The sequence below is a fragment of the Pandoraea sp. 64-18 genome, assembly GCF_001899225.1.
GTDB lineage: Bacteria > Pseudomonadota > Gammaproteobacteria > Burkholderiales > Burkholderiaceae > Pandoraea > Pandoraea cepalis.
The window spans coordinates 54,376-78,992 of record NZ_MKVU01000001.1 but is presented as its reverse complement, the minus strand read 5'-3'; the positions used below and the strand labels follow the sequence as shown (position 1 = coordinate 78,992).

The following is a 24,617-nucleotide window of genomic DNA, read 5'->3' as shown; positions in this document are numbered from 1 at the left end:
TCATTTCTCGGCACCCGTCGTGAGGGTATCGTGGTCGTTCGGGGCGGCGCGTTGGACGATGGCTGCACGCGGGGACGCTACACTATGCGCGCCGCGCGGCGAACCCGTCCTTCGCTCGCATTTCTCCCGTTTTGCTCAGCACCGATCCACTCATGAAAGTTGCGAACCGCCGTGAGGCGATTTTCAAAGCCGTCCTGTCAGGCATGACGGATGTCGCTGCCTTGTGCGCCCATTTCGGCATGTCGGAGGCAACGGTGCGCCGCGACCTGCGCGCTCTGGCCGACGAGCGTCGCGTCGTGCGCACCTACGGCGGCGCCGCGGCGCCGATACGCATGCACGAACCCGAGGAATCGTTGGAGCTGCGTCGTGAGAGCTTCCGCGAACAGAAAGATGTCATCGCACGCGCCGCCGTGGCACACGTCACCGACGGCGATACGATCTTTCTCGATGGGGGGACGACCACCGAAGCGATGGCGCGTTTTCTTGCCGGGCGTGAGGGGGTGCACGTCGTCACGAACAACTTGCTCGTCGTCGGTGCGCTGGCGGCCAACAAGGTGCCTGTGACGCTGATCGGCGGCGACGTGCGACCGTCGAGCATGAGCGTACTCGGGCCGTTGGCACAACTCGCACTCTCCCGCGTGTCGGTCGACAAGGCATTTCTGGGTGCCGACGGCGTCGTTGCCGGACGCGGCCTGTGCGAGGCCTCCGCCGAGCAGGCGTGGCTCAAGGAGTGCATCGTCCGCCAGTCGGCCGACGTGTATGTGCTGGTCACCGCCAATAAGCTCGATCGCGCGAGTCAGCAGCACTGGACGCCGCTGGAACGGCTCTGGACGCTCATCACCGAAGCGCGCGCCGACGATGACAGACTGGTGCAATTCCGCACGCATCCCGAGATCACGATCGAGTCCGCAGACTGACGCACGGCTGACTTGAGAGGCCGCCGAGCCGATTCACGCCCATGCCCGACGTGGTCAAACGCGACTGGGCTCACTTTCCAACGGCAAGTCGAGCCCGGCCGATTCACGCGGCTCATTGCGTGCGAGGCGCGGCGAAGGCGCCAAGTCGTCTTGTGTTGACGAGGCAAGCACCCCTTCCCATTTGGCCACGGCCGCCGACGCCACCGCGTTGCCTAGCACGTTGGTCGCCGTGCGCCCCATGTCGAGAAAGTGATCCACGCCCATCACCAGCAACAGTCCTGCCTCCGGGATATTGAACTGGCTCAACGTAGCAGCGATCACCACAAGCGAGGCGCGCGGCACCGCCGCCATGCCTTTGCTCGTCAACATCAAGATCGCCAGCATCGACAACTGCTGGGCAAACGACAGGTGTACGCCATAGGCCTGTGCGATAAACAGCGTCGCGAACGTGCAATACATCATCGTGCCATCGAGATTGAATGAATAGCCGATCGGCAGCACGAAGCTCGCGATCCGCGTCGGCACGCCAAACCGCTCCAGCTGTTCGAGCGTCTTTGGATAGGCGGATTCGCTGCTCGCGGTACTAAACCCCAATAGCATCGGTACGCGCATATAACGCACAAGCGAAAATACACGTCGACCGAACATGACACCGCCCGCCAGGACAATCAGCGTCCAAAGCAGTAGCAACCCGCCGTAAAACTCGCCCATGAAGCGACCGTACGTCGCGAGGACCGACAGCCCGCGCGTCGCAACCACATTCGCCAGCGCCCCAAAGACTGCGAGCGGCGCGGCGGCCATCACGTAGGACGTGACCCGCAGCATCACGTGCGAGGTCTGGTCGAGCAAGCGTACGATACTCTCCCCTTTGTCGCCCAACGCCAACAGGCCGGCACTGAAAAATGCGGCAAATACGACGATCTGCAGAATCTCGTTGCTCGACATGGCCGCAACGATGCTGCTTGGCACGAGATGCACGACGAATTGATTGAGCGACAATCCGCCGGCATTCAAGCCGGTTGTCACATCAGCGGGCGGCAGCGGCAGATCCAGCGCGGCGCCCGGCTTCAGCCAGTTCGCCAGACCGGCACCCAGTGCCAGCGACAGAAAGCCCGCCGCGAGAAACCACGCCAAGGTGCGCAGGCCAATACGCCCGGCGGCGCGTACATCCCCGATTTTCGTCACGCCGATCACCAGCGTACAAAAAACCAGCGGCGCGATGATCATCTTGATGAGTCGAAGGAAAAGCTCGGCCAGCAGGGAGAAATAACCACCGGCACGCGCGGCTTCATCTGCCGGCAGCCACGTGTGACAGGCATAGCCAACGGCGATGCCAAGCAGCATCCCGATCAGTATGCGAAAGGTGAGGGGAAACTTCATGATGGATTCCTTGACTTCAGCCGGCATTGCCGGCGAATGGTGCGTTACGCGATGAGGCGCAAGTAGGCAAGATAGGCGACGGCGGCATCCTGCAAGGCGATGCCGACGGCTTTATAGATCACGATGTCCGTAGCGCCGGCATTACGGTGCTCGTCTGCGGAAATCACCGTTGAGAGATCAATGAGCGCCGACGATGCCAGCCATGTTTGCGTCGGCATACATAGGTCGCCGGTTTCGTGCGGCGTTTGCCCGGTCCAGTCGACGACGATGCGTGACGCACGTCGCAACGATGCATCGTCCATTTCGCGTTGATCCGGGCGCGTCGCACCGATGCTCGCCACGAAAGCTCCCTCGCTCAGCCACGCCCCTCGGATAACCGGCATCGACGCACGCGTCGCAAGCACGACGAGGTCGGACGAGGCGGCCGACCTGGCGTCGGTGACCTCCGCAGCCAGGCCGTGGTCACGCTCGATGTCGGAGGCGAGCGCCTGAGCGCCGGAGGCGTCGTGACTATGGATTCGGACCTTGCGCAGGTTAGGACGGCTCGCAAACGCCAAGGCATGCGCCCTCGCCTGAATGCCACTACCGAAAAGCCCCAGCGTGAGACTGTCGGGACGTGCCAGATGGGCAGCCGCGAGCAGCGTCGTCGCGGATGTGCGGAACCCCGTGATCGCGTCGCCTTCCAGTAGAGCGATCAACTCGCCATCGTCGAGCGAGAGCAGCGCGACGTAGAATCGAAAACGACCGTCAATCGTCGTATAGAGTTTGCTCGCCGCGATGCGCTGCGAGCCGAGCATCGCGCTCATCGCACTGAATTTGACGTCATCAAGACCCATTCGCGCGCGCGGTTGCACCGCTGCAGCACCACTCGCCATATCGCGATAGGCCGCGCGAATGGCTTCGACCACCGACGGCACGTCGAGAACACTGGCCACTTGTGCATTGCTGAAGGTCTTCATGTCGTCGGCTCCAGCATGGCAAACTCCACCGCGCCACTGATCCAGCAGCCCGCCTCGATATGATCGGCATCACGTAATGCCACGCGGATACACGACGGACGCCCCATCGCGAAGCCCTGATAGACCCGCATCGACGATTCGCCTTCGCTCAGCAAACCATAGTGAATCGCGCCGTACAGCGTCGCCGCGGCAGCAATGCCGGTGGCCGCGTCTTCCGGATAACCCGACAACCGTGGAAACTGGCGCGCATGCAGCGTCAGTGGCCGCGCTCGTTCGAGCGCGAACGGATACAGCCCCGTCGAGTCCAGTGCGTCGCACAACGTGCGCACGTCGTCCAGGGCAGGCGACAACGCATTGAGCACCTGCACAGACCGGACCGGGATCAGCGTTTTCGTGCGACTCGTTCGAGCATTGACGATGCCCAGGGACGCAAGATCGTCCGCGTCGATTCTGAGCACCCGACATACGGCGTCCACGAGTGCCCGATCGCCAATGGGCTCGACAATGCCACGCGGCTGGCCGACATCGATACGCCGCGACGTCTCGTCGTAACGTACGTCAACGAGGCCGCTTAGCGTCTCGACGGTAGCATGGGGTGTCGTCCACCGACCGGCTTGGCGCAACAACCACATCGCGCCGAGCGTCGCATGACCGCACATCTCCATTTCGTGCGCCGGCACAAAAAAGCGGAGCCGAACGGTGTGGCGCGGGTCGCGGCTTTGGCAGACGAAGGCGCTTTCGTGACCATAGCGCGATGCGATGGCCATCATCTCATCGGATGACAAGTCGTCCGCATCGAACACGACAGGCGCAGGATTACCGCCGCCCGCACCTGCGGAAAACACGCTGACGAAACGCAAATCCGGCGCATCGTGGCGGCGCACGGGCAAATCGGTTGGGGGGTAAGTGTCTTCCAAGTTCATCGGGGCGTTCCGGGAGTCAAGTAGCGCAAGCATGCCGAAGCCTTGAAAAACCGTCGCGCCCGATCGGGCCAGTCGGCACGCCCTATCCGGCCAAAGGCGGGCGGCGCCCCGTATTTTCGCCCCCCAGGATTCGACGGTCGCCCTGCAGGGATCCGGCAGCCGTTGCCGTTTTCCGTCACCCGGCAGCCTGATGCCGCCGCGCCTCTCCCGCGCCTCTCATCGCTCTTCGCCAAGCGTTATACTGAGCCTCGACTGCCAACACGCCATCCACCGCGTTGCGTTCACGGCCGTCTGCGCGGGCTGCAAGTGTCCCGTCACGCAAAGGAAGCGCCTGGTGAAACCCTATCCGACTGCCCCTCGTCATCTCGATGGCGACCGCGTCGCCGATGTCCGGCATGTCTCGGTCGGTGAATACCGCACGCGGCCGCATCGACACGACGATGAATTCATGTTCCTGCTCCCCAGGACAGGACAACTCGTACTCAACGTCGAATCGAATGTCGCGCCGGTACGCGTTGCGCCGAAATCGTTCGTCGTCGTGCCGCCTCAACGCCTGCACGACACGCGAGGCTACCGCTCCGATCAGGCGCATGTGGCGGTGTACGTCGCGAGCGATTTCGTGGTCTTTTGCGAACGCAAGGCGCGACGCAAGCTATCGTGCGCGCGCATCTCGATATGGTCGGCGCCATTGCTGTTGCTCGACGCAGCACGCGTTGCCACGGGAACGGTGCGCTCAAGTGAGGGCCCGACGAGCGAGCTTGCGGAATTTCGCGCGGAGCTTGCCGCCCGCACCTTGGCCGCAAGCTGTGTGCAAGCCGGCTTGATGGCCGCCGCGTTGCCATCAAATCGCGCCGATGCGCGTGCCGAAATCGTGCGCGACATCTGCGCATTTCTCGATGAAACGCTCGATCAGCCGATCTCGCTGGAACGTATCGCCTACGAATTCGGGCTATCGCAGCGTTCTCTGACGCGAGTCTTTCGCGAGGGCACCGGCGAGTCCGTCGTCGACTATCAATCCCGGCGACGCGTCGAAATCGCGGCCACGCTTCTGAACTCGCCCGGTATGACGGTGCTCGCGGCCGCGGCGGCCGTCGGCCTGGAGTCGCCGTCGTATCTCGCGCGGCTATTCAGAAAGTATGGTTATGGGCCGCCGAACGGTTATAAGGGCGACGCCACGCCGATCGGGTCTGCCGCCTCCCTTGCGGCGATCACGCGCGGCGTGCCGACGTCGTAGCGACACCGTCGGCGGGAGGCGTCAGGTGGGGCGGTAGATCGCGTACACCTTTGCCACGTTGCCCCGACTTTCCCAGCTGCACTGCGCGCGCTGTTCGACGAGAAAGATGTCGCCGCGCGAGAACGTGCCGCTGCGTCCGGTGTCGTCCACGAAGGTCACGCTGCCTTCGAGCAGATGCATGAGTTCGTAGTGGGCGTAACGCATCGCGATGCGATGATAGGGCGTCGAATCCCACGTGCCGCACGTGAATGTCGCATCCGATGAACGAAAGTCAGTGAAATTGCGGCACACGGGCGCCGGCGTGAGGAGCAGTTCAGCGGCAGGCGCCCCCGAGGGCGCCAACGACGGGCTCGGATCGATCGGCACGAGACTGCGATCGGTAACATTCCCGCCCTCGCAGCGCATGAAGACGATCGATGTGGAACCCTGCGTCGACCACATGAATGCCGAGCCCCGAGGGAGCACCGCGCTGCCCCCCGGCCCGAGCGTGAATGCGCGCTCCCCCTGCTGGAACATGATCGCGCCTTCGGAGACGATGACGAATTCGTCCGCTGGGTGAGACGACACCGCGCCGTTCGCCGCGTCGAGGGCAATGACGCCGACCGTCACAGGGCCCGGCAGCAGATCCGCCAGACGGCGGCTTGCCAGAAAGCGGTCGTCGCTTGCCGACGTCGCCGGGGCAGTGCCTTGGCGCGCATCCGACGCAAAGGCCTTGAGGTCCAAAAACGATCGGGGGCGATCACACGGCGCCATGGCGCGTTGCAGTTCGGGCATTTTGTCTTCCAGCGAGGTTCATTGGGTGAGCGCGGTTGCCGCCCGGGACTCGGGGACGGCACCGAAAGTCATCGTGCAGGCAAATCCCGTCAGCCCAGATTGCCCTGACAGAGATACTTGATGGCGAGATAGTCGTCCAACCCGTACTTCGATCCTTCCCGACCGTATCCCGATTCCTTGATACCGCCGAATGGCGCCGCCTCGCTCGCGAGCGCGCCCTCGTTGATACCGACAATACCGGCTTCGAGCGCGCTCGCCACCCGCTCGATGCGCCGCAGATTCTCGCTGTAAAAGTAAGCCGCGAGGCCGAAAGGCGTATCGTTGGCGCGCGCAATGCCCTCGCCTTCCGTCTCGAACCGGAACAGCGCCGCCACCGGCCCGAAGGTTTCCTCGCATGACAGCGCCATGGCTTCATGGGCGTCGCACAACACGGTGGGTGCATAGTAGTTCGGCCCCAGGGCCGCAAGACGTTGCCCGCCGGTCATCACGCGCGCCCCCTGAGCGAGCGCGTCGTCCACGTGACGCGCAATCTTCTCGACCGCTCGCGCATTGATCATCGGGCCGATCTGCGCGAGGGCATCCGTCGCGGGTGCCACCCTGAGCGAGGCCACGGCCTCGGTCAGCAACCCGGCAAAGCGGTCGTAAACGCCCGCCTGGACATAGATCCGATTCGGGCTCACACACGTCTGACCGCCATTGCGGAACTTGGCCGCCATCAGCCCGGCGACGGCCGCCGGCAGATCCGCATCGTCGAAAACAATGAACGGCGCATTGCCTCCCAGCTCCAGCGACAGCTTCTTGAGCGTGGCCGCCGACTCACGCGCCAAATGCTTTCCGACAGGTGTCGATCCCGTGAACGTCACCTTGCGCACACGCGGATCGGCGAGCCACTGCGCCACGGCATCGACCCCCTGCTCTCGCGACGCGACAATCATATTGAGTACGCCGGCCGGCAGACCCGCCTCGTGCGCGAGATAGGCCAGTGCCAGCGCAGTGAGCGGTGTGTCCTCGGCGGGTTTGGCAACCACGGTGCAACCGACGGCGAGCGCCGGGGCGATCTTTCTCGCAATCATCGCGAGCGGAAAATTCCACGGCGTGACGGCCGCGACGATCCCGATCGGTTCTTTCACGGCGCTCATGCGCTTGCCACGCGTCTGAGTCGGGAGTAGATCGCCATACACGCGCGTCGCTTCGTCGGCAAACCACGCGACATACGACGCGCCGTAGTTGACCTCCCCAAGTGCCTCGGCCAGCGGCTTGCCCTGTTCCCGCGAAATGAGGCGAGCAAGATCGTCGCGATGCGCCACCATCGCCGCATGCCAGCGCCGCAGGAATGCCGCGCGCTCGGCGGGTAACGTCGCTCGCCACGCCGGCAGCGCACGTTCGGCGGCGTCTACCGCCTCTCGCGCATCGGCCGGTTGCGCGTCGGATACCATCGCAACGGTATCGCCCGTTGCCGGGTCGACGACCGTGAAGCGCTGCGCGGTGGCAGCGCCCCGCCATTGTCCAGCGATCCATTGTTGCGTGCGCAGCAAATCGCCACGCGTGAGGTCAAGCGTCATGATGGGTTTCTCCGACTTGCGGGATAGGGTCGCACGTCAGCCGCCCCGCCATCGGGGGGCAGACGATTGCGCAAGCCGACGACGATGTCAGCCTTGCGGCGGGAATAGGGTTTCGAGCGGGTAGTGCGTCTTGACGAAGGGTGACTTGATGATCACGAAGCTGAAATACTTCTCGATGCCGATATCGCGTTCGAGCAGCCCCTCGATGATGCTTTGATAGTGACTCACGCTGCGTGTGACGAACTTGAGCAGGTAGTCGTAGCCACCACTGGCGAGATGGCATTCGACGATCTCGTCGACGTCTCGGATGGCATCGACAAAGCGGATGAAATCCTCCCGTCGATGGTCGGCGAGCGTGACCTCGGTAAACACGATCTGAATGTCGCCGAGCTTTTCGAGTTGAATCCGTGCGCCGTAGCCGACGATATAACCCGCCTTCTCCAGGCGCTTGACGCGAATCAGGCAGGGGCTGGGCGACAAGCCCACGGCGTCGGCGAGTTCCACGTTCGTGATACGCCCGCGCTTTTGCAGTTGGCAAAGAATGCGCAGATCGATGCGGTCGAGTTTGCTGTCCGTGCCCATCGTAATTTCGAAGCGCCAACAAGGGCGCGGTCAATCGTGAATCGTGAACGATCTTAACACAGCGGATTGGCCGCACAGGCGGGATCCTCACCGTACCGGCTATCACGTCAACCTCCTGTTTACGCGGCTTTCCGGGCACCTGACGCGGCGCGTCGAGCAGCGCTGACCGCATCGTCCGCCAGCACTTCGTCGAGCGTCGCTCTCACACGCTCGACCATGAGGGCCACGTCGTGCTCGGTGAAACACAGCGCCGGCGCAAATCCCAGAATGTTGTCGGCGAACGCTCGGAAGATCACGCCGTTCCGATACGCCGCGGCCGATATCTTGTCGGCCAGTCGCAGCGACGGATCGAAACGCGCCTTGCTTGTCTTGTCCGCAACGAGTTCCAGGGCACCCAGCAATCCGCGATGCCGCGAGTCGCCGACCAGCGGATGATCGAGCAGCGAATCCAGACCGGCCCCAAACGCGTGGGCCACGGCCTGGCCGTTGGCAATCAGACCGTCTTCGTACAGACGAATCACCTCGAGCGCCACGGCGGCACTCACGGGATGCGCAGAATAGGTCTGGCCGTGCCCCACCACCTGCCCCTGCTCGCCGTCGGCGATCGCCTGATAGATGGCGTCGCTCATGAGGACTGCGCCCATCGGCGCGTAGCCCGCGGTCAACCCCTTCGCGATCGTCATCATGTCGGGCTCGACGTTCTCTGCCTCGCACGCGAACATCGGCCCGGTACGACCGAAGCCGGTGATGACTTCGTCGGCGACGAACAGGATATCCAGGCGGCGGCAGGCATCGCGCATCGCCTTGAGCCAGCCCACGGGGGGCACGATCACACCACCGGAACCCTGTATCGGCTCACAGAAGAATGCGGCAACGTGATCGCTGCCGCCCAGTTCGGCAACCTTCGCTTCGAGCGCGGCCACACTTGCCGCGATGAGCGCCTGCCCGTCGCGCCCGAGCGGGTCGCGATACGCATAGGGCGACGGAAGGTAGTGTTGCGTCGGCAACGGCACGTCGAAGCCGCGATGAAACGACGCGATCGCCGTCAGACCCGCGCCGATCGACGACGAACCGTGGTAGCCGCGTTCAAGCGAGATGAAATGCTTCTTCTGTGGGCGGCCCGTCACATTGCAATAGTGCGTGATGAAGCGCAGCGCTGCGTCGACGGCATCTGAACCACCGAGCGAAAAATACACGTGCTGCAGCGAGCGCGGCGCGATCGACACCAGCTTCTCGGCGAGTTGCGCGGCCGGTGCACTGCCGAAGTGAAAGTAGCCCGTGGCATACGCCAGTTTCGCCATCTGGGCCGAGGCAGCGTCGACCACACTCTGCTGTCCATACCCCACATTGACGCACCACAACCCGGCAAAGGCATCGAGCAACTCGTTGCCATCGATGTCGCGCAGATAAACACCGTGCCCGGATTCGAGCAACGTGGCCCCTTGCTGCTCGTGGGCGCGAAAGCTGACGACGGGATGGATGAGATGCCGGCGGTCGGCATCGAGGAGTGATTGCTTGGACATGGGATCTCTCGGCGTGTCGGATGGGACGGGGGATGAACCTGTGTCCATACTAAAGAGCCGGCAGCGCAGATGCGTCGCCAAATTAAGCCGTAAAAAAAACGCGCGCCGCGAAATTGCGGCGCGCGCAGCATTTTGTGCTGCCGGTGTGGGCACCCCGGCGCGCTCAGTACCCCTGTGTGCGATCGATCTGCCCGACCATCGGTACGCCGGCGCGATGCCTGCGCAGGTTTTCCAATACCACTTCCACCGCAGTCTCCGGTCGCGTGGCGCTGGCGATATGCGGGGTGATGCGCACCTTCGGATGCGCCCACAGCGGATGCGACGGCGGCAGCGGTTCGGGGTCGGTGACATCGAGAATCGCGCCCGACAGATGCCCGCTGTCAAGCAACGCCATGAGCGCGTATTGATTGAGATGAGGGCCACGTCCGACATTGATCAGCCAGGCGCCGCGCGGCAATCCGCTCAGCAAGCGCTTGTCGAGAATGCCACGGGTCGCCGACGTCAGCGGCAACAGGCAGACAAGTATGTCGGTGCGGGCAAGGAAGGCGCCGAGCGACTCGTATCCCGCGTAGCAATCGACCCCATCCACCTGCCGCGGCGTTCGGCTCCACCCTGCGCAGTCGAACCCGAAAGCATGCAGGCGCGACAGCACTGCCTGCCCGAGCATGCCGAGTCCCAACACCCCCACACGGCGCTCGCTTGCCGGCTCCACGCTCAGTTCCGTCCACTCACGCATGGCTTGCTGCCGTGCGTAGGTAAAGATGTCGCGGTGAATCGAAAGGACCGCCTGCGTCACATACTCGACCATGCCTTCGACGATGCCGGGCTCGACCATGCGAACGACCGGAATATGATCCGGCACCCGCGACAGGTCGAACTGGTCGATGCCCGCGCCCGTCGAGAATACGACTTCCACGTTCGGCAGCAGCGTGACGAGATCTTCCGGCGGCTTCCAGGCAGCGAGGTAACGCACCTCGCGCGCGTCGCCAACATCGGGCCACAGTCGGAACGCCGTCTCCGGCGCCCGCTGGGCGAACAACCGCGCCCACACCGCACCGCGTGCCGGATCGGCCTTGTAAAGAAACGACATCTGCGCTCCCGCGTCAGCCGATGGCTTGATTGATGATGGCGAATTGCCGAACCTCGTCGTCGACGACCGGCGTGCCGTTACGGGCCATCTTCACGACCGTGTCGACGCGTTCGAGCCCAAGCACCTCGAGCCACTCGGTCAGTCCGCTGTCGGAGGGCGTGTCGATGCGCACAAAACGGCCTTCATGCAACGTCAGCCAGTGGGCAATCATGGCCTCGGCACGCTGACGGGTGAGTGACTCGGCGTCCGCGCCGCTGACAACGACCACCGGGCCGATCACAAAACCGCGGCCAAAGCGCCTGAACAACGCGAAGCCGAGCAGCTCGCCGTCGCGCTCGATGGCAATGCCGTCGGCGATATCGAGAAGCGCGGGCAGAATGCGCCCCCTGTCGAATCCGCTCGCGCGGCTGGCGAGGGTGACCAGCCGCTCGGGATCGTTGGTACTCAACGGCCGCAAACGTTCGCCAGGCGGCAGCTCCATGAGCGGCGGGCGACGAGCCGTTCCCTGGTGCTGGTCGATGCTGCCCACCGCATTGAACCCGAGCTTTTCATATAGCGGCTGTCCGGCCGGGGTGGCATGCAACAGCGTCAGGCGGGTTCCGAGTTGATCGAGCATGCGCTCCATCAACGCGCGCCCGATGCCGCGCCCTTGCTGCTCCGGCGAGACGATCACCATACCGAGCGAGCCGCCGGCCTCACCGTGCTGCCAATACAGTGCGGTACCCACGACATCGTCGCCATCCAGGGCGACGAAGCCTTGTCCCTGGCGCGCCAGAAATCGCCAGTCATCGGGTTTGTGCGGCCAGCGCACGGCGCTGGATAGACGATAGCCAGCCGCCACATCTGTGGCGGTAAATGGCCGGTAGACGAGTTGGGAAGATGCATGGAATTCGGACACGCCGAGCCTCCTTGGGGCATTGCCGGATGCGAAACAGTGGGCCACGCCCACCACGACTGCACTATGGCGACCTGAGCAGACGCTGCATAGGACGATTCTGTTGTTCGCCCGCACGATCGAAGGCCGCAGGACAAACGGCGCATTCATGCCGCCATCGCCCGCAAAAACCCATGCCGCGTGCGGTCCACGTCATTGTTTCGATGCAATCTGCCAGCCCGCTGCCCCTACCATGAAGCGCGTCGCCATGCTCAGGCGGCCACGATTACCCGTGTCCTTCCCCTTTGTCGATTGCCCGCCCCGGCGCGTGCGCCGTAGCGGCTCCGGAGAATCATCATGGACAGTTTCGATCCCGCGCAGGTGGATATTCCCACCGGTCATTTCATCGACGGAAAGTTAGTGGAAGCCGGTGGCACCCCACTGGACGTCATCTGCCCGTCGAGCGGTCGCCCCTACGCCGACCTCTCGCTCGCCTCACCCGACACGGTAGCCCGCGCGGCAGACGGCGCGTGGCACGCCTTTCGCCACAGCGGTTGGGCCACCTGCGCACCGCGCGAGCGCGCGCGCGTGCTGCGTCGCCTCGCCGATCTCGTCGAGTCCGACGTGCGCACACTCGCGCCGCTGGAGGCCATCGGCTCTACGCGCCCGGTCCGCGAAACGGCGGCCTGGGACGTGCCCTACACCGCCGAGTGCCTACGCTTTTACGCGGAGCACGCCGACAAACATGGGGGCGAGCTGGCGGCCACCGACCCGTCGCACCTCGGCATGACGATCACCGAGCCGATCGGCGTCGTGGCGGCCATTGCACCGTGGAACTTCCCGCTTGTCATGGCCGCCTGGAAGATCGCCCCAGCGCTGGCGGCGGGCAACGCGGTCGTGCTCAAGCCGTCGGAGATGACACCGTTCTCGGTACTGCGTCTTGCCGAACTGGCCATACAGGCGGGCGTCCCGGCCAATATCTTCAACGTCGTGCAGGGAGACGGCAGGACGACCGGCGACGCACTCGTACGCCACCCACGCGTCGGAAAAGTCACCTTTACCGGATCCACGCGGACCGGGGCCGCCATCATGGCGGCCTGTGCCCAATCGGGGACCAAGCCCGTGACGCTCGAACTGGGCGGCAAGAGTCCACAAGTGGTCTTTGCCGATGTGCCCGATCTCGACGCAGTCGCACGACGCGTTGCCATGGGCATCACCGGCAATGCGGGCCAAGTGTGCAACGCAGGCTCCAGGCTTGTGGTCGAAGCGGGCATCGCCGACGCACTGCTCGAAAAGCTGCGCGCCATCTTCGCGTCACTGCATCCGGGCGCCACGTGGTCGGCGGGCACAACGCTATCGCCCATCATCAGCGAAGCCCAGGTGCAGCGCATCGACGCGCTTGTCGTGCGGGCACGCGACGCGGGCGCCAGCGTGTACTGCGGCGCCGAGCGCGCGACCGCTTATCAGGATGGCGCTTGGTATACCCCCACCGTCTTGACCGGCGTTACGCCGCACGCTGAGATCGTGCGCGAGGAGGTGTTCGGCCCGGTGCTCACGGTGCAGACGTTCACTTCAGAAGAAGAAGCATTGCAACTGGCGCAGCACGACGACTACGGACTGGCGGCGGGCGTTCACACGGCCAACCTGGGGTGCGCCTTGCGCATGGTGCGCGGCATCGACGCGGGCAACATCTGGGTCAACCGTTACGGCCGGTCGTCGGACTTCGTGCTCCCCACGGGCGGCTTCAAGCGCTCCGGCCTGGGCAAGGATCTTGGCCGTCAGGCGTTCGAAGCCAATCTGCGAAGCAAAGCCGTCCTCATCGACTTGAACGGATGAGCGTCTGGTGTTCGCGTTTGCCGCAGCGCCTTGTCGCCCAGCGTTGATGCGGGTTAACACGGCATCGGAAAAGCACAAAGCATTTCGTGCTGTTCATGCCCCCCAAAACGCATCGAATTCTATTTTTGCCTCGGATATTTCAACGCCAAGCCGAGATTTTGACCTGATTTAATTTTTCACAGGGACGTCGCGGATCGCGCATCAGGCCGCAAGCCCGTTTCGCCATTCTCGACCCACGCCGGACCGCTTTAACGCAATCCCTTTTGCCCAAGAATCCCCCGGGATTCGCCCTACACAGAGGATAAAGATCATGATCGACTTCGAGCCGAAATTCATTACCTTCGATTGCTACGGCACGCTGGTCAAGTTCCGCATGGCCGACATGGCCCGCGAGATTTACGGCGACCGTCTGCAGGGCGAGGCGCTCGAAAATTTTGTCAAGCTGTTCGCCGCGTATCGTCGCGATGAAGTCCTCGGCGCATGGAAGCCGTATCGCGACGTCGTCGTCGATTCGGTGCGCCGCACCTGCGAACGCACCGGCGTGATGTTCAACGTCGACGAGGCCGAACAATTCTATCTGGCCGTGCCGACCTGGGGTCCGCACCCTGATGTGCCGGAAGGCCTCTCGCGCCTGGCCAAGAAGTACAAGCTGGTGGGCCTGACGAACGCCGCGAACGAACAGATCATGAGCAATATCGAGAAGCTGGGGGCCCCCTTCCACGCCGTGATCACCGCCGAAGAGGTCGGCGCTTACAAGCCTCGCATGCAGGGCTTCGAGTACATGTTCAAGAAGCTCGGCGTGCAACCGTACGAAATTCTGCACGTCTCGTCGAGCCCGCGCTACGACCTGATGACGGCCCACGACCTCGGCATCAAGCACAAGGCCATGGTGCTGCGCGGCCACGAACCCGAAGCGCCGTTCTACGAATACACGCCGGTCAAGGACATCATCGATCTTGCCGTGCAGCTCGGGTTGTAATCGACGCTTGCGTTGCCCTTCCCTGTGGCCTTGGACCCTCGCCCCGACATGAAACTCGAATCGTACTGGCTCGACACCGTTGCACGCTTTACCGGTACCCAGGAGGGCCCGGTGGAGGGTCGCGCCGACGTGGTGGTGATCGGCGCGGGCTTCACGGGACTGTCCGCTGCGCTGGCGCTGAGCCAGCGCGGTGCAACGGTCACCGTGCTCGATGCGGGCGCTGTCGGCGCGGGGGCATCGGGTCGCAACGGCGGCCACTGCAACACCGGCGTGGCGCAGGACTACGTCGCGCTCACGGCGCAACTCGGTGCCGAGCGTGCGCGGGCCTGCTATCGCGCCTATGCGGCGGCCGTCGACACCGTGGAACGTGTGATCCGGGAGGAAGGCATCGACTGCGACTACAGCCGTCGCGGCAAACTGAAGCTGGCCGCCAAGCCTCACCATATGGCGCATCTGGCGGCGACCGCCGAGTTGATCGCGCGCGATGTCGATCCCGACGTTCAACTGATCGACCGCGCCGGCATCGGCGCCGAAATCGCCTCGGACGCCTTCCACGGCGGCCTGCTGCAACGCCATGGCGGACAGATGCATATGGGCAAGTTTGCGGCAGGTCTGGCGTCGGCAGCCGTCCGTCACGGCGCTCGCCTCTACGAACATGCGCCGGTGACACAGATTGCGCGTCAGGGCGACGGGACGTATCGGGTCAAATCGGATCGCGGCGAGGTGGTCGCCACGCAAGTCCTCGTCGCCACCGGCCCGTCCCGTCATGGCCCATTCGGGTGGTATCGCCGGCGCATGGCACCGGTCGGTTCGTTCATCATCGTGACCGAGCCGCTGGGCGCCGCAACGCTCGACCAGCTCCTGCCGAACCGCCGCGCCTACGTCACCAGCCGCCTGATGCATAACTACTTCCGCACCACCCCGGATCACCGGCTCGTACTCGGCGGGCGAGCCCGCTTCACCGCGTCGGAGCAACCTTCGGACGAGCGCAGCGGACGCATATTGCGCGCCAACCTCGCCACGCTGTTCCCGTCGCTCGCGCAGGCACGCATCGACTATTGCTGGGGTGGACTGGTCGACATTACCGCCGACAGGCTGCCGCGCGCCGGGCAGCACGACGGCATCTATTACTCCATGGGTTACAGCGGTCATGGCACGCAGATGGCCACGCACATGGGGCAAATCATGGCCGATGTGATGAACGGCCGCGTCGAGGCCAATCCCTGGCGCGATTTCGACTGGCCCGCGATCCCGGGACACACCGGCAAACCGTGGTTCCTGCCGCTTGTCGGCGCGTATTTCCGCATCAAAGATATTTTCTATTGATTGACCCGGCGCGCAATCGCCGATGAAGGCTGGCAGTCCTGATCCCTCGGCAACCCCACAAGTGGAGATGTGCAATGAATTCAGATAAAACGGTCAACGGTGTCGACCTGAGCGCAGCACCGGACGAGAACCTGAGTCAGCGCGGCGCGCAGCGCCGGGATCTGCTGCGCGCGATGGCCGCCAGCGGGCTGCTGACCCTGACCGGCACGGGCCTGCTGAGTGTGAGCGGTCAGGCCTTTGCCCAGACGCCGAAGCGCGGCGGCAAGATTCGCGTCGCCACGCAATCGGCGTCGGCCGCCGATACGCTCGATCCGGCCAAGGGCGCACTCGCTACCGACTACGTCCGTGCCAACATGATCTACAACGGGTTGACCGAACTGGATTCGAAGCTTGGCGCCCAGCTTGCGCTCGCTCAGTCGATCGATACGAAGGACGCCAAGGTCTGGGTGATCAAACTGCGCAGCGGCGTGCAATTCCACGACGGCAAGCCCCTGACGCCGGCCGACGTCACGTATTCGATCCTGCGACACAAGGACCCCGCGACCGCGTCCAAGGCGAAAACGCTGGCCGACCAAATCAAGGAAGCGAAGGCGACCGGGCCCAACGAGGTGACCATCACGCTCGAAGGCCCGAACGCCGACCTGCCGGTGATTCTCGCCACCTCGCACTTCCTCATCATCAAGGACGGCACCAAGGACTTCACGACGGCCGTGGGTACGGGACCGTTCAAGGTGAAAGAGTTCTCGCCAGGGGTACGCACCGTCGGGGTGCGCAACGAGAAGTATTGGAAGTCCGGACAGCCTTATCTCGACGAGATCGAGCTGATCGGCATCGGCGACGAATCGGCCCGCGTGAACGCCCTGCTCTCCGGCGACGTCCAGTTGATCAACGCCGTGAGTGCGCGCTCGACCGAGCGTATCAAGACCACACCGGGATACACGGTGCTCGAAACCAAGACGGGGCAATACACCGACCTGATCATGCGTGACGAGGGCGGCATCACCGGCAACATGGATTTCCGCCGGGGCATGATGCATCTGTTCGACCGCGAGCAGATCCGGAAGACCGTATTCCGCGGCTTTGGTGCGATCGGCAACGACCAGCCCATCGACCCGAGCAACAAGTACTACATGGCCGGACTGCCGCAACGGACCTACGACCCCGAGAAGGCGGCCTGGTACTTCAAAAAGGCCAACCTGCCCACGGCGCCGCTTCAGGTCTACGCCACGCCCGCCGCCGAAGGGTCGGTCGAAATGGCGATGATGCTTCAGCAAATCGGCCCGAAGGCCGGCCTGAATCTGCAGATCACCCGCGTACCGGCCGACGGCTATTGGTCGAACCACTGGATGAAGCACCCGCTCACTTTCGGTTCGGTGAATGCTCGCCCGAGCGCCGACGTACTGCTCACACAGTTCTTCCGCTCGGATGCCCCGTGGAACGAAGCGAACTGGAAGAACCCCAAGTTCGATCAGTTGCTCCTTGCCGCGCGTGGCGAACCCGACGATGCGAAACGCAAGGCGCTCTATGGCGACATTCAGACGCTGATTCACCAGGACGGCGGCATCGGCATCCCCATGTTCCTCTCGTCACTCGACGCCCACACCACCAAGCTCAAGGGATTGGGGTCGATCCCGCTGGCTGGTCTCATGGGCTTCGCCTTCGCGGAACATGTCTGGCTCGACGCCTGAGATTGACCGAGCGCTGCAGCAGTAAGCGGGCGATGCGCGCCGCCAGGCACGGCGCGCATCGGTCTGACACCGTCGTTTCCCCACGAACGGCGTCGTATAACGGGAGAGGTTTCCGATGAAATCCCAGGTGCAACGACTTATCGCGGCGCGCTTCGGCCTGGCCTTGCTGACACTGGTGCTGGTGTCCGCAATCGTATTCACGATCACGGCCCTGCTGCCGGGCGATGCCGCCCAGATGGCGCTCGGTCAGGCCGCGACCCCCGAAGCCGTCACCGCGCTGCGCCACCAGCTCGGCCTGGACCAGCCAGCGGTGACCCGCTACTTCCAGTGGCTCGTTCACATGAGCGCGGGCAACTTCGGCGAATCGATGTCGAACAATCTGCCGGTCGCGCAACTCATCGCCAGCCGTCTGCCCAACTCGCTCGTTCTCGCTGCCCTGACCACGCTCGTCTCGGTGCCGCTGGCGCTGGCCATCGGCATCGCCGCCGCCATGTGGCGCGGCTCGCTGCTCGATCGGGTCCTCAATATCCTGACGCTCTCGGCGGTGGCCGTGCCGGAATTTCTGGTCGCCACCATCGCCGTGCTGATCTTCGCCGTCAAGCTGCGCTGGCTGCCGGCACTGTCGTATTTGTCGTCCGTCAATTCGTTCGACGATCTGGTCCGGATCTACGCCATGCCGGTCATGACCCTGTGCTGCGTGATCGTGGCCCAGATGGCGCGAATGACACGCGCCGCGGTGATCGATCAGTTGAGTTCGTCATACGTGGAGATGGCCATCCTCAAGGGGGCGTCGCCCATGCGCGTCGTCTGGCGACACGTGCTTCCGAACGCCATCGGCCCAATCGCCAACGTGGTCGCCCTGAGCCTGTCGTATCTGTTCGGCGGCGTGGTGATCGTCGAGACGATCTTCAATTACCCGGGCCTCGCCAGTTTGCTGGTCGACGCCGTCACCAACCGCGATCTGCCGCTCGTTCAAGGCTGCGTCATGGTCTTCTGCGCGGCCTATCTCTTGCTCGTGTTGATCGCCGATCTGTGTGCGGTCGTCTCCAATCCGAGGCTGCGTCAACGATGAATCCGATTTCTCGCCCACCTGTCAGCCCCGCGGAAGCCCTGCCGCCCGCCCTGCCCGCCCCTGCGGCGCCCGACGCCGTCACCTCGCCTGCGGCCCCGCGGTCAAGCCGCTTCGCCGGTCTGCGCGAACGGGTCTCCTGGCTCGGCATGATCGGTGCAGTACTGGTGTTGTTCTGGCTGGTGATCGCCTGCATCGGCCCGCTGATCGCGCCGCATCCGGGCGGCGCCTTCACGTCGGCCGATGTCTTCGCGAGCTACAGCGCAGCGTATCCGCTCGGCACCGACTACCTCGGGCGCGACATCCTCAGCCGAATTCTTATCGGCACGCGCTTTACCGTCGGCATCGCCCTGGCGGCCGCCGTGCTCGCCAGCACGGCCGGCACCTGCTTCGGCCTGTGTGCGGCGGTCGCGCCGCGCTGGGTGGACGAGGTGCTCTCGCGCGTGTTCGATGCGCTGGTGTCCATCCCGAGCAAAGTGCTGGCGCTCGTCGTCATCGCGGCGTTCGGCTCCGGCAACACGCTCCTGATTCTGGTCACCGCGTTTGCCTATATTCCGGGCGCATTTCGCATCTCGCGTTCGCTGGCGGTAAATCTCATGACGCTCGAATACGTGCAGGTCGCCCGCGCTCGCGGTGAAAAGCTGCTCTACATCGCCCGTGTGGAAGTACTGCCGAACATGATTCATCCGATGCTGGCCGACTTCGGGCTGCGCTTCGTGTTTATCGTGCTGCTGCTCTCCGGCCTGTCGTTTCTCGGCCTCGGCGTGCAACCGCCAAACGCCGATTGGGGCTCGCTGGTCCGCGAAAACATCGGCGGCCTGGCCGAAGGTTCTCCCGCCGTGCTCATGCCGGCCCTGGCGATCGCCTCGCTGACCATCGGGGTGAACCTGCTGATCGACAATCTTCGCCGGCGCGGTGCGTTCGGCACCGGAGCACCGAAATGACGATGCAGCCCCCAGCAGGCACCTCGTGCCCACCCGTGATGATCGACGTTCGCGGTCTGCGCGTCGTGGCCCGCAGCCGAGGGGTCACATCGGAGATCGTGCACGGCGTCGATTTTTCGGTGCGGCGAGGCGAAGTCCTCGCGCTCATCGGTGAATCCGGTTCCGGCAAAACGACCATCGCGCTGTCCTTGTTGGGGTATGCCCGCAACGGCTGCGACATCGCGGGGGGGCAGATCCGGATCGGCGACGTCGACGTGCTTTCGCTCGACGACCGGGGTCGGCGTGCGCTTCGCGCTCGCACGGTCGCCTACGTGGCGCAAAGCGCCTCGGCGGGCTTCAATCCTGCCCGCACGATCATGGACCAGGTAATCGAACCCGCCCTGCTTCATAAAACCGCCACGGCGGCGCAAGCGCGCATGAAGGCCGTCGAGTTGTTCAGAGCGCTGGCGTTGCCGTCACCGCAGACCATTGGCGAGCGGTATCCGCACCAGGTCTCGGGTGGGCAGTTGCAACGATTGATGGCCGCCATGGCGCTGATCACCGATCCGGCCGTGGTGGTGTTCGATGAGCCGACCACCGCGCTCGACGTCACGACCCAGATCGAGGTCCTCGCCGCGTTCAAGAAGGTGATTCGCGAGTTGGGCACCACGGCGGTGTATGTCTCGCACGATCTCGCCGTCGTGGCGCAGATGGCCGATCAGATCGTCGTGCTCAATGGCGGCACGGTCCGCGAGATCGGTGCGACCGCGAAAATACTGCGCAGCCCCGACGATGCCTACACCCGCGAGTTGCTCGCCGCACGCCGCCACGACGATCTGTCGGTCGCAAGCGCGGCACGCAGCGACACGCCCGCCCCGCCGCTGCTCGAAATTCGCGGGCTGCACGCGGGATACGGCAGTCGCGACCGGCATGGCCTGCCGGCGACGCGCGTGCTCGACGATGTCAGTCTTCGCATCGCCAAAGGCAGCGCGCTGGGCGTGATCGGCGAATCGGGTTCCGGAAAAACGACGTTGGCCCGCGTGGTCGCGGGCCTGGTACCCCGCGCGCGCGGCGAAGTGTGGTTCGACGGCCAGCCGCTGCCCGATTCGTTGAGCGAGCGCAACGCCGAGCACTATCGTCGCATCCAGATCGTCTTCCAGAACGCCGACACTGCGCTGAATCCGAGTCACACCATCGCCGACATTCTGGCGCGTCCGCTCAAGCTGTACCACGGCCTGCGCGGCAACGCCGCGAAGCAGCGAACGTTGGCGTTGCTCGACCGGGTCCGGCTGCCGGCCGCGCTGCTCGATCGCACACCGGGCGGCTTGTCCGGCGGGCAGAAGCAGCGCGTGAATCTGGCGCGCGCGCTGGCGGCCGAGCCGTCGCTGATCCTTTGCGACGAAGTCACCTCGGCGCTCGATACAGTCGTGGGCGCCGCGATCATCGATCTGCTTGCGGAACTTCGCCGGGAACTGGGGCTGTCGTATCTCTTCATCAGCCACGATATTTCGACGGTGCGGGCGATCTGCGACGAAGTGATGGTGTTGTATGCGGGCCAGCGAGTGGAATCGGGGGCGCGCGAAGTCCTGAGCTCGCCTCCCTGGCATCCGTATACCCGGATGCTCGTCGAGTCGGTACCGGACTTGCGTCAGGGCTGGCTCGACGAGCGTCGCGCGTGCGTCACGAAGCCCCTCCCGCCCTTGGCAGCCAGCGCCGACGTGGCGGAATTGTGCGCGTTTCGCGATCGCTGCCCGGTGCGTATCGACGGCAAGTGCAACGTAACGCCCCCGTCGCTCAAATGGCTCGATAACGGTGCCGCCATTCTTTGCCACCATGCGAGCGGCGACCTCGATGCGCTGCAGGTTGCGCATCGCATGCCACGCGAACCGGAGCTGAGCGCATGAGCCCCTCGCGAGATCCCTCGCAAGCACGCTTCGTGCGCGTTGCCGAAACCGGGCGCGCGACGGTGTCCTTGCGCGTCGATGCCCGTCCCGTGCAAGCCTACGAAGGCGATACCGTCATGGTCGCCATTCTGACGACGCAGGGCGGCCTTCGGGATGCCGAATTCGGCCCCGAGCGCCGCGCCGGCTTCTGCGTCATGGGCGCGTGCCAGGACTGCTGGGTCTGGACCCGTACCGGGCAGCGGCTACGCGCCTGCACGACGCCCGTGAGGGCCGGCATGGACATCGTCACACGGCTCGTTCGCGGGGACGACGACACCGCTCCCATGCGCGCGACGACCGGCGGCGAGGAGGCACTATGGCCGCTCGCGTGATCGTCATCGGCGCCGGCCCGGCCGGGGTCCGCGCGGCCGAAGCGCTGGTCGAGGCGGGTGTGCGGCCGCTCGTGATCGACGAAGGACGCCGCGACGGCGGCCAGATCTATCGCCGTCAGCCGGAGGGCTTTCGCCGCACCTACGCTGCCCTTTACGGTACTGAAGCCGCACGCGCCCAGCGCCTGCACCATCGCTTCGACGCGCTGCGTCCCCACATCGACTATCGGCCGGAAACGCTGGTATGGAATATCCGAGAAGGCGTCGTCCATCTGGCCAATGCGCAAGGCGCGAGCCATGCCCCCTTCGACGCGCTGATCGTATGCACCGGCGCCACCGACCGGCTCATGCCGGTTCCGGGTTGGCAGTATGCCGGCACCTACAGTCTCGGCGGTGCCCAGGTCGCCCTCAAGTCGCAGGGTTGCGCCGTCGGCGAGCGAACGGTCATGCTTGGCACCGGACCGCTGCTGTATCTGCTCGCCGCCCAGTACGTAAAGGCCGGCGTGACGCCCGCCGCCGTGCTGGATACCTCTCCCACGCGTGCGCGCCTGCGCGCATTGCCGCAATTGCTGGTCAAACCGGCCGTTCTGCTCAAGGGCGCGGCCCTGCTGCGCACGCTGCGCGCGGCCGGCGTACCGATACATCGTGGCGTCACGCCGGTACGCATCGACGGCGATGAGGAGCTGGGCGTGCGCGGCGTACACGTGCGATTGGCCGACGGCACGGCGCTCGACGTGCCGGCCAACGCCGTCGCGATGGGCTTTCACCTGCGCCCCGAAACGCAGATCGCCGATCTCGCCGGTTGCGCATTTGCCTTCGACGACGCAGCAGGACAGTGGCTTCCCGAGATCGACGAAGACGGTCGCAGCAGTGTCCCGGGCGTCTACCTTGCGGGGGATGGCGCCCGCGTACGCGGCGCCGACGCCGCCGAGTGCGCAGGGCGGCTTGCCGCGCTGGCCGCGTTGCGCGACGCAGGCGTCGAACCGAAACACGACGACGCCGCGCGACTGCGTGCCGAACTGGCTCGCTTCTCTCGCTTTGCGGCCGGGCTGCGTGCGGCATTTCCCTGGCCGGCCCACCATGCGCGGCAATTGCCCGACACGACGGTGGTCTGCCGCTGCGAGGGCATCACGGCCGGAGAATTGCGCCGCGTTTGCACGCAGGACGGCGCCGTGGAGGCCAATCGGGCGAAGGCGTTCTCGCGTGTGGGCATGGGGCGATGCCAGGGCCGTTTTTGCGCGCACGCGGGGGCAGAGGTGATGGCCGCCGCGCTGGCAGTGCCATTGGCCGACGTCGGCCGGCTGCGCGGTCAGGCACCGGTCAAGCCGCTCGCGGTCGCGCTCGACCCCGCGCCGTACGCAGACGTCACCGTCGCAACACAAGACAACGCGGCGAGCGCAACGCCCCGCAGCATGGAGCTTTCATGAGCACGCATGCTTCGCACACGGCACATGCCGACGTCATCGTAATCGGTGGCGGCATCATGGGCTGCAGTACCGCCTACTTCCTGCGCCGGCACGGGTTATCCGTGGTGCTTCTTGAGCGCAACTTGACCGGGCAGCAGGCCAGCGGCACCAACTTCGGCGGCGTACGCAGGCAAGGCCGGGCGCTGCCGCAGTTGGCCATGTCCAATCGCGCGTTGCGGATATGGCGAGCTTCCCGCGAACTGCTCGGCAGCGACGTCGAGTTTCTGCCCTCTGGGCACACGCGCGTGGCCTATCACGCGCACGATGCCGAGTATTTCGACGACTATGCCCGGCAGGCGCGCGACTACGGGCTCGACCTCGAGGTGCTGCACGGTGCAGCGATGCGCCGCCGCTTTCCGTTTCTCGGACCGGACGTGCTCGCCGCCTCGATCTCGCCGCTCGACGGGCACGCCAACCCACGCCTGGCCGCGCCCGCTTTCGCGCGCGCGGCGCGCGCACTAGGGGCCGACATTCGGGAAAATGCGTCCGTACGCCGGGTCGAGCGAACCGCGACGGGGTTTCGCGTCGAGACCGTCGCCGGCGAGTCCTTGGTGGCCGAACGCCTCGCCATTTGCGCAGGCGCATGGACGAATGCGTTGGCATCGCAGTTCGGCGAATCCGCGCCGCTGACGGTGCGCGGTCCGCAAATGGCCGTCACCGAACCGGTGCCCTACGTGTTTCGCTCGTCGATGGGCGTCTACACATCGATCAAGGAAGAGAGCATCTATTTCCGGCAGATCCCCCGCGGCAATCTCATTCTGGGCGGGGGCCCGCCGGGTCCGGCCGACGCGGCAACGTCGCGTGCTGCCGTATTGCCCGAGAACACGCTCGGTCAGTTGCGGCAGTTCAGACGGCTGGTGCCGGGCGTTGCGCCGCTGCACATCATTCGCGTCTGGAGCGGCGTCGAAAGCTATCTGCCCGACGGCGAGCCCGTCATCGGCAAAAGCGGCACGACCGACGGACTCTATTACGCGTTTGGGTTCAGCGGCTCCGGCTTTCAGATCGGCCCAGGCGTGGGCGAGACGTTGGCGGAACTGATTGCCACCGGCCGCTCGGAGATTGATCTGCAACCGTTCCGGATCCAGCGCTTCGACGCTCCCGGGCCAAGTACGCCGGCATCGGCGCCGATCATGGCGCAAGGCGATCCGCTCTCCCCAACGGTAACCTCGTCATGAACGCGAACTCACCTTCGTGCTCGTCGGCCTCAAGGGCTGTGGCGTATCGCAAACCCGCGCCGACC

General features: G+C 64.9%; 21 protein-coding genes. 12 read left to right on the top strand and 9 right to left on the bottom strand.

Going from position 1 to position 24,617, the window contains the following annotated elements:
* Positions 1-152: 152 nt before the first annotated feature.
* Positions 153-917 carry a DeoR/GlpR family DNA-binding transcription regulator gene (locus tag BGP02_RS00310; protein ID WP_261938934.1) on the top strand — a complete coding sequence of 255 codons (765 nt, stop codon included), beginning with the start codon at positions 153-155 and terminating at the stop codon, positions 915-917.
* Between the two features lie 54 nt (positions 918-971).
* Here the strand turns inward: BGP02_RS00310 and BGP02_RS00305 are convergent, their stop codons facing one another.
* Genes BGP02_RS00305 through BGP02_RS00295 form a run of 3 tightly spaced genes read right to left on the bottom strand, consistent with a single transcriptional unit; the run spans position 972 to position 4,179 of the window.
* Complete coding sequence (locus BGP02_RS00305; protein WP_261938935.1) at positions 972-2,297, bottom strand: dicarboxylate/amino acid:cation symporter; 1,326 nt, start codon at positions 2,295-2,297, stop codon at positions 972-974.
* A 44-nt stretch (positions 2,298-2,341) separates the two neighbouring features.
* Positions 2,342-3,256 (bottom strand): ornithine cyclodeaminase family protein, encoded by a 915-nt coding sequence (locus BGP02_RS00300; RefSeq protein ID WP_286797113.1) that lies wholly within the window; start codon positions 3,254-3,256, stop codon positions 2,342-2,344.
* Positions 3,253-4,179 carry a PhzF family phenazine biosynthesis protein gene (locus BGP02_RS00295; RefSeq protein ID WP_261938937.1) on the bottom strand — a complete coding sequence of 309 codons (927 nt, stop codon included), beginning with the start codon at positions 4,177-4,179 and terminating at the stop codon, positions 3,253-3,255. Before BGP02_RS00295 ends, BGP02_RS00300 begins: the two co-directional genes overlap by 4 nt.
* 334 nt (positions 4,180-4,513) lie before the next feature.
* On the opposite strand from BGP02_RS00295, the gene BGP02_RS00290 reads away from it, so the two are divergent.
* Positions 4,514-5,413: an AraC family transcriptional regulator gene (locus BGP02_RS00290; protein ID WP_286797112.1), complete on the top strand. Its 900-nt coding sequence runs from the start codon at positions 4,514-4,516 to the stop codon at positions 5,411-5,413.
* Positions 5,414-5,434: 21 nt separating this feature from the next.
* Here BGP02_RS00290 and BGP02_RS00285 read toward each other — a convergent pair whose 3' ends face one another.
* From BGP02_RS00285 to BGP02_RS00260, 6 genes are all read right to left on the bottom strand, one after another.
* A complete protein-coding gene (locus BGP02_RS00285; RefSeq protein WP_286797110.1) occupies positions 5,435-6,187 on the bottom strand; it encodes a cupin domain-containing protein in 753 nt (250 codons plus the stop codon).
* An 89-nt stretch (positions 6,188-6,276) separates the two neighbouring features.
* Positions 6,277-7,749: an NAD-dependent succinate-semialdehyde dehydrogenase gene (locus tag BGP02_RS00280; RefSeq protein WP_261938940.1), complete on the bottom strand. Its 1,473-nt coding sequence runs from the start codon at positions 7,747-7,749 to the stop codon at positions 6,277-6,279.
* Positions 7,750-7,836: 87 nt separating this feature from the next.
* Complete coding sequence (locus BGP02_RS00275) at positions 7,837-8,331, bottom strand: Lrp/AsnC family transcriptional regulator (protein ID WP_130025303.1); 495 nt, start codon at positions 8,329-8,331, stop codon at positions 7,837-7,839.
* Positions 8,332-8,450: 119 nt separating this feature from the next.
* Positions 8,451-9,854, bottom strand: coding sequence for an aminotransferase class III-fold pyridoxal phosphate-dependent enzyme (locus tag BGP02_RS00270; protein WP_150563795.1), 1,404 nt, complete (start codon positions 9,852-9,854; stop codon positions 8,451-8,453).
* Between the two features lie 163 nt (positions 9,855-10,017).
* Positions 10,018-10,944: a 2-hydroxyacid dehydrogenase gene (locus BGP02_RS00265; protein WP_261938942.1), complete on the bottom strand. Its 927-nt coding sequence runs from the start codon at positions 10,942-10,944 to the stop codon at positions 10,018-10,020.
* A 13-nt stretch (positions 10,945-10,957) separates the two neighbouring features.
* The gene (locus BGP02_RS00260) at positions 10,958-11,842 is read right to left on the bottom strand and encodes a GNAT family N-acetyltransferase (protein WP_286797103.1); all 885 of its coding nucleotides are present in this window, start codon (positions 11,840-11,842) and stop codon (positions 10,958-10,960) included.
* Between the two features lie 333 nt (positions 11,843-12,175).
* Between BGP02_RS00260 and BGP02_RS00255 the strand changes: the two genes are divergently transcribed.
* From BGP02_RS00255 to BGP02_RS00210, 10 genes are all read left to right on the top strand, one after another.
* The gene (locus tag BGP02_RS00255) at positions 12,176-13,654 is read left to right on the top strand and encodes an aldehyde dehydrogenase family protein (protein WP_286797101.1); all 1,479 of its coding nucleotides are present in this window, start codon (positions 12,176-12,178) and stop codon (positions 13,652-13,654) included.
* Between the two features lie 310 nt (positions 13,655-13,964).
* Entirely contained in the window at positions 13,965-14,633 is a 669-nt protein-coding gene (locus BGP02_RS00250; protein WP_286797099.1) for a haloacid dehalogenase type II, read from the top strand.
* A 48-nt stretch (positions 14,634-14,681) separates the two neighbouring features.
* Positions 14,682-15,959 (top strand): NAD(P)/FAD-dependent oxidoreductase, encoded by a 1,278-nt coding sequence (locus BGP02_RS00245; protein ID WP_268567483.1) that lies wholly within the window; start codon positions 14,682-14,684, stop codon positions 15,957-15,959.
* Between the two features lie 74 nt (positions 15,960-16,033).
* A complete protein-coding gene (locus tag BGP02_RS00240; RefSeq protein ID WP_261938946.1) occupies positions 16,034-17,647 on the top strand; it encodes an ABC transporter substrate-binding protein in 1,614 nt (537 codons plus the stop codon).
* A 115-nt stretch (positions 17,648-17,762) separates the two neighbouring features.
* Positions 17,763-18,719: an ABC transporter permease gene (locus tag BGP02_RS00235; RefSeq protein WP_150563802.1), complete on the top strand. Its 957-nt coding sequence runs from the start codon at positions 17,763-17,765 to the stop codon at positions 18,717-18,719.
* Positions 18,716-19,660, top strand: a complete 945-nt coding sequence (locus tag BGP02_RS00230; protein ID WP_410007553.1) for an ABC transporter permease — start codon at positions 18,716-18,718, stop codon at positions 19,658-19,660. Before BGP02_RS00235 ends, BGP02_RS00230 begins: the two co-directional genes overlap by 4 nt.
* Positions 19,657-21,543, top strand: coding sequence for an ABC transporter ATP-binding protein (locus tag BGP02_RS00225; protein WP_286797093.1), 1,887 nt, complete (start codon positions 19,657-19,659; stop codon positions 21,541-21,543). Before BGP02_RS00230 ends, BGP02_RS00225 begins: the two co-directional genes overlap by 4 nt.
* On the top strand, positions 21,540-21,914 hold the full coding sequence (locus BGP02_RS00220) for a (2Fe-2S)-binding protein (RefSeq protein WP_261938948.1): 375 nt from the start codon (positions 21,540-21,542) through the stop codon (positions 21,912-21,914). Before BGP02_RS00225 ends, BGP02_RS00220 begins: the two co-directional genes overlap by 4 nt.
* The gene (locus BGP02_RS00215; protein ID WP_286797090.1) at positions 21,899-23,338 is read left to right on the top strand and encodes an FAD/NAD(P)-dependent oxidoreductase; all 1,440 of its coding nucleotides are present in this window, start codon (positions 21,899-21,901) and stop codon (positions 23,336-23,338) included. The genes BGP02_RS00220 and BGP02_RS00215 overlap by 16 nt, the downstream gene beginning before the upstream one ends.
* Positions 23,335-24,552 (top strand): NAD(P)/FAD-dependent oxidoreductase, encoded by a 1,218-nt coding sequence (locus tag BGP02_RS00210; protein ID WP_286797089.1) that lies wholly within the window; start codon positions 23,335-23,337, stop codon positions 24,550-24,552. Before BGP02_RS00215 ends, BGP02_RS00210 begins: the two co-directional genes overlap by 4 nt.
* Positions 24,553-24,617: the final 65 nt, after the last annotated feature.

Coding starts and splice junctions, on each gene's coding strand:
- BGP02_RS00250 (WP_286797099.1), top strand. CDS start 13,965: ATGATCGACTTCGAGCCGAAATTCATTACCTTCGATTGCTACGGCACG.
- BGP02_RS00225 (WP_286797093.1), top strand. CDS start 19,657: ATGACGATGCAGCCCCCAGCAGGCACCTCGTGCCCACCCGTGATGATC.
- BGP02_RS00305 (WP_261938935.1), bottom strand. CDS start 2,297: ATGAAGTTTCCCCTCACCTTTCGCATACTGATCGGGATGCTGCTTGGC.
- BGP02_RS00270 (WP_150563795.1), bottom strand. CDS start 9,854: ATGTCCAAGCAATCACTCCTCGATGCCGACCGCCGGCATCTCATCCAT.
- BGP02_RS00265 (WP_261938942.1), bottom strand. CDS start 10,944: ATGTCGTTTCTTTACAAGGCCGATCCGGCACGCGGTGCGGTGTGGGCG.
- BGP02_RS00220 (WP_261938948.1), top strand. CDS start 21,540: ATGAGCCCCTCGCGAGATCCCTCGCAAGCACGCTTCGTGCGCGTTGCC.
- BGP02_RS00240 (WP_261938946.1), top strand. CDS start 16,034: ATGAATTCAGATAAAACGGTCAACGGTGTCGACCTGAGCGCAGCACCG.
- BGP02_RS00310 (WP_261938934.1), top strand. CDS start 153: ATGAAAGTTGCGAACCGCCGTGAGGCGATTTTCAAAGCCGTCCTGTCA.
- BGP02_RS00215 (WP_286797090.1), top strand. CDS start 21,899: ATGGCCGCTCGCGTGATCGTCATCGGCGCCGGCCCGGCCGGGGTCCGC.
- BGP02_RS00275 (WP_130025303.1), bottom strand. CDS start 8,331: ATGGGCACGGACAGCAAACTCGACCGCATCGATCTGCGCATTCTTTGC.
- BGP02_RS00295 (WP_261938937.1), bottom strand. CDS start 4,179: ATGAACTTGGAAGACACTTACCCCCCAACCGATTTGCCCGTGCGCCGC.
- BGP02_RS00235 (WP_150563802.1), top strand. CDS start 17,763: ATGAAATCCCAGGTGCAACGACTTATCGCGGCGCGCTTCGGCCTGGCC.
- BGP02_RS00245 (WP_268567483.1), top strand. CDS start 14,682: ATGAAACTCGAATCGTACTGGCTCGACACCGTTGCACGCTTTACCGGT.
- BGP02_RS00230 (WP_410007553.1), top strand. CDS start 18,716: ATGAATCCGATTTCTCGCCCACCTGTCAGCCCCGCGGAAGCCCTGCCG.
- BGP02_RS00255 (WP_286797101.1), top strand. CDS start 12,176: ATGGACAGTTTCGATCCCGCGCAGGTGGATATTCCCACCGGTCATTTC.
- BGP02_RS00210 (WP_286797089.1), top strand. CDS start 23,335: ATGAGCACGCATGCTTCGCACACGGCACATGCCGACGTCATCGTAATC.
- BGP02_RS00300 (WP_286797113.1), bottom strand. CDS start 3,256: ATGAAGACCTTCAGCAATGCACAAGTGGCCAGTGTTCTCGACGTGCCG.
- BGP02_RS00285 (WP_286797110.1), bottom strand. CDS start 6,187: ATGCCCGAACTGCAACGCGCCATGGCGCCGTGTGATCGCCCCCGATCG.
- BGP02_RS00280 (WP_261938940.1), bottom strand. CDS start 7,749: ATGACGCTTGACCTCACGCGTGGCGATTTGCTGCGCACGCAACAATGG.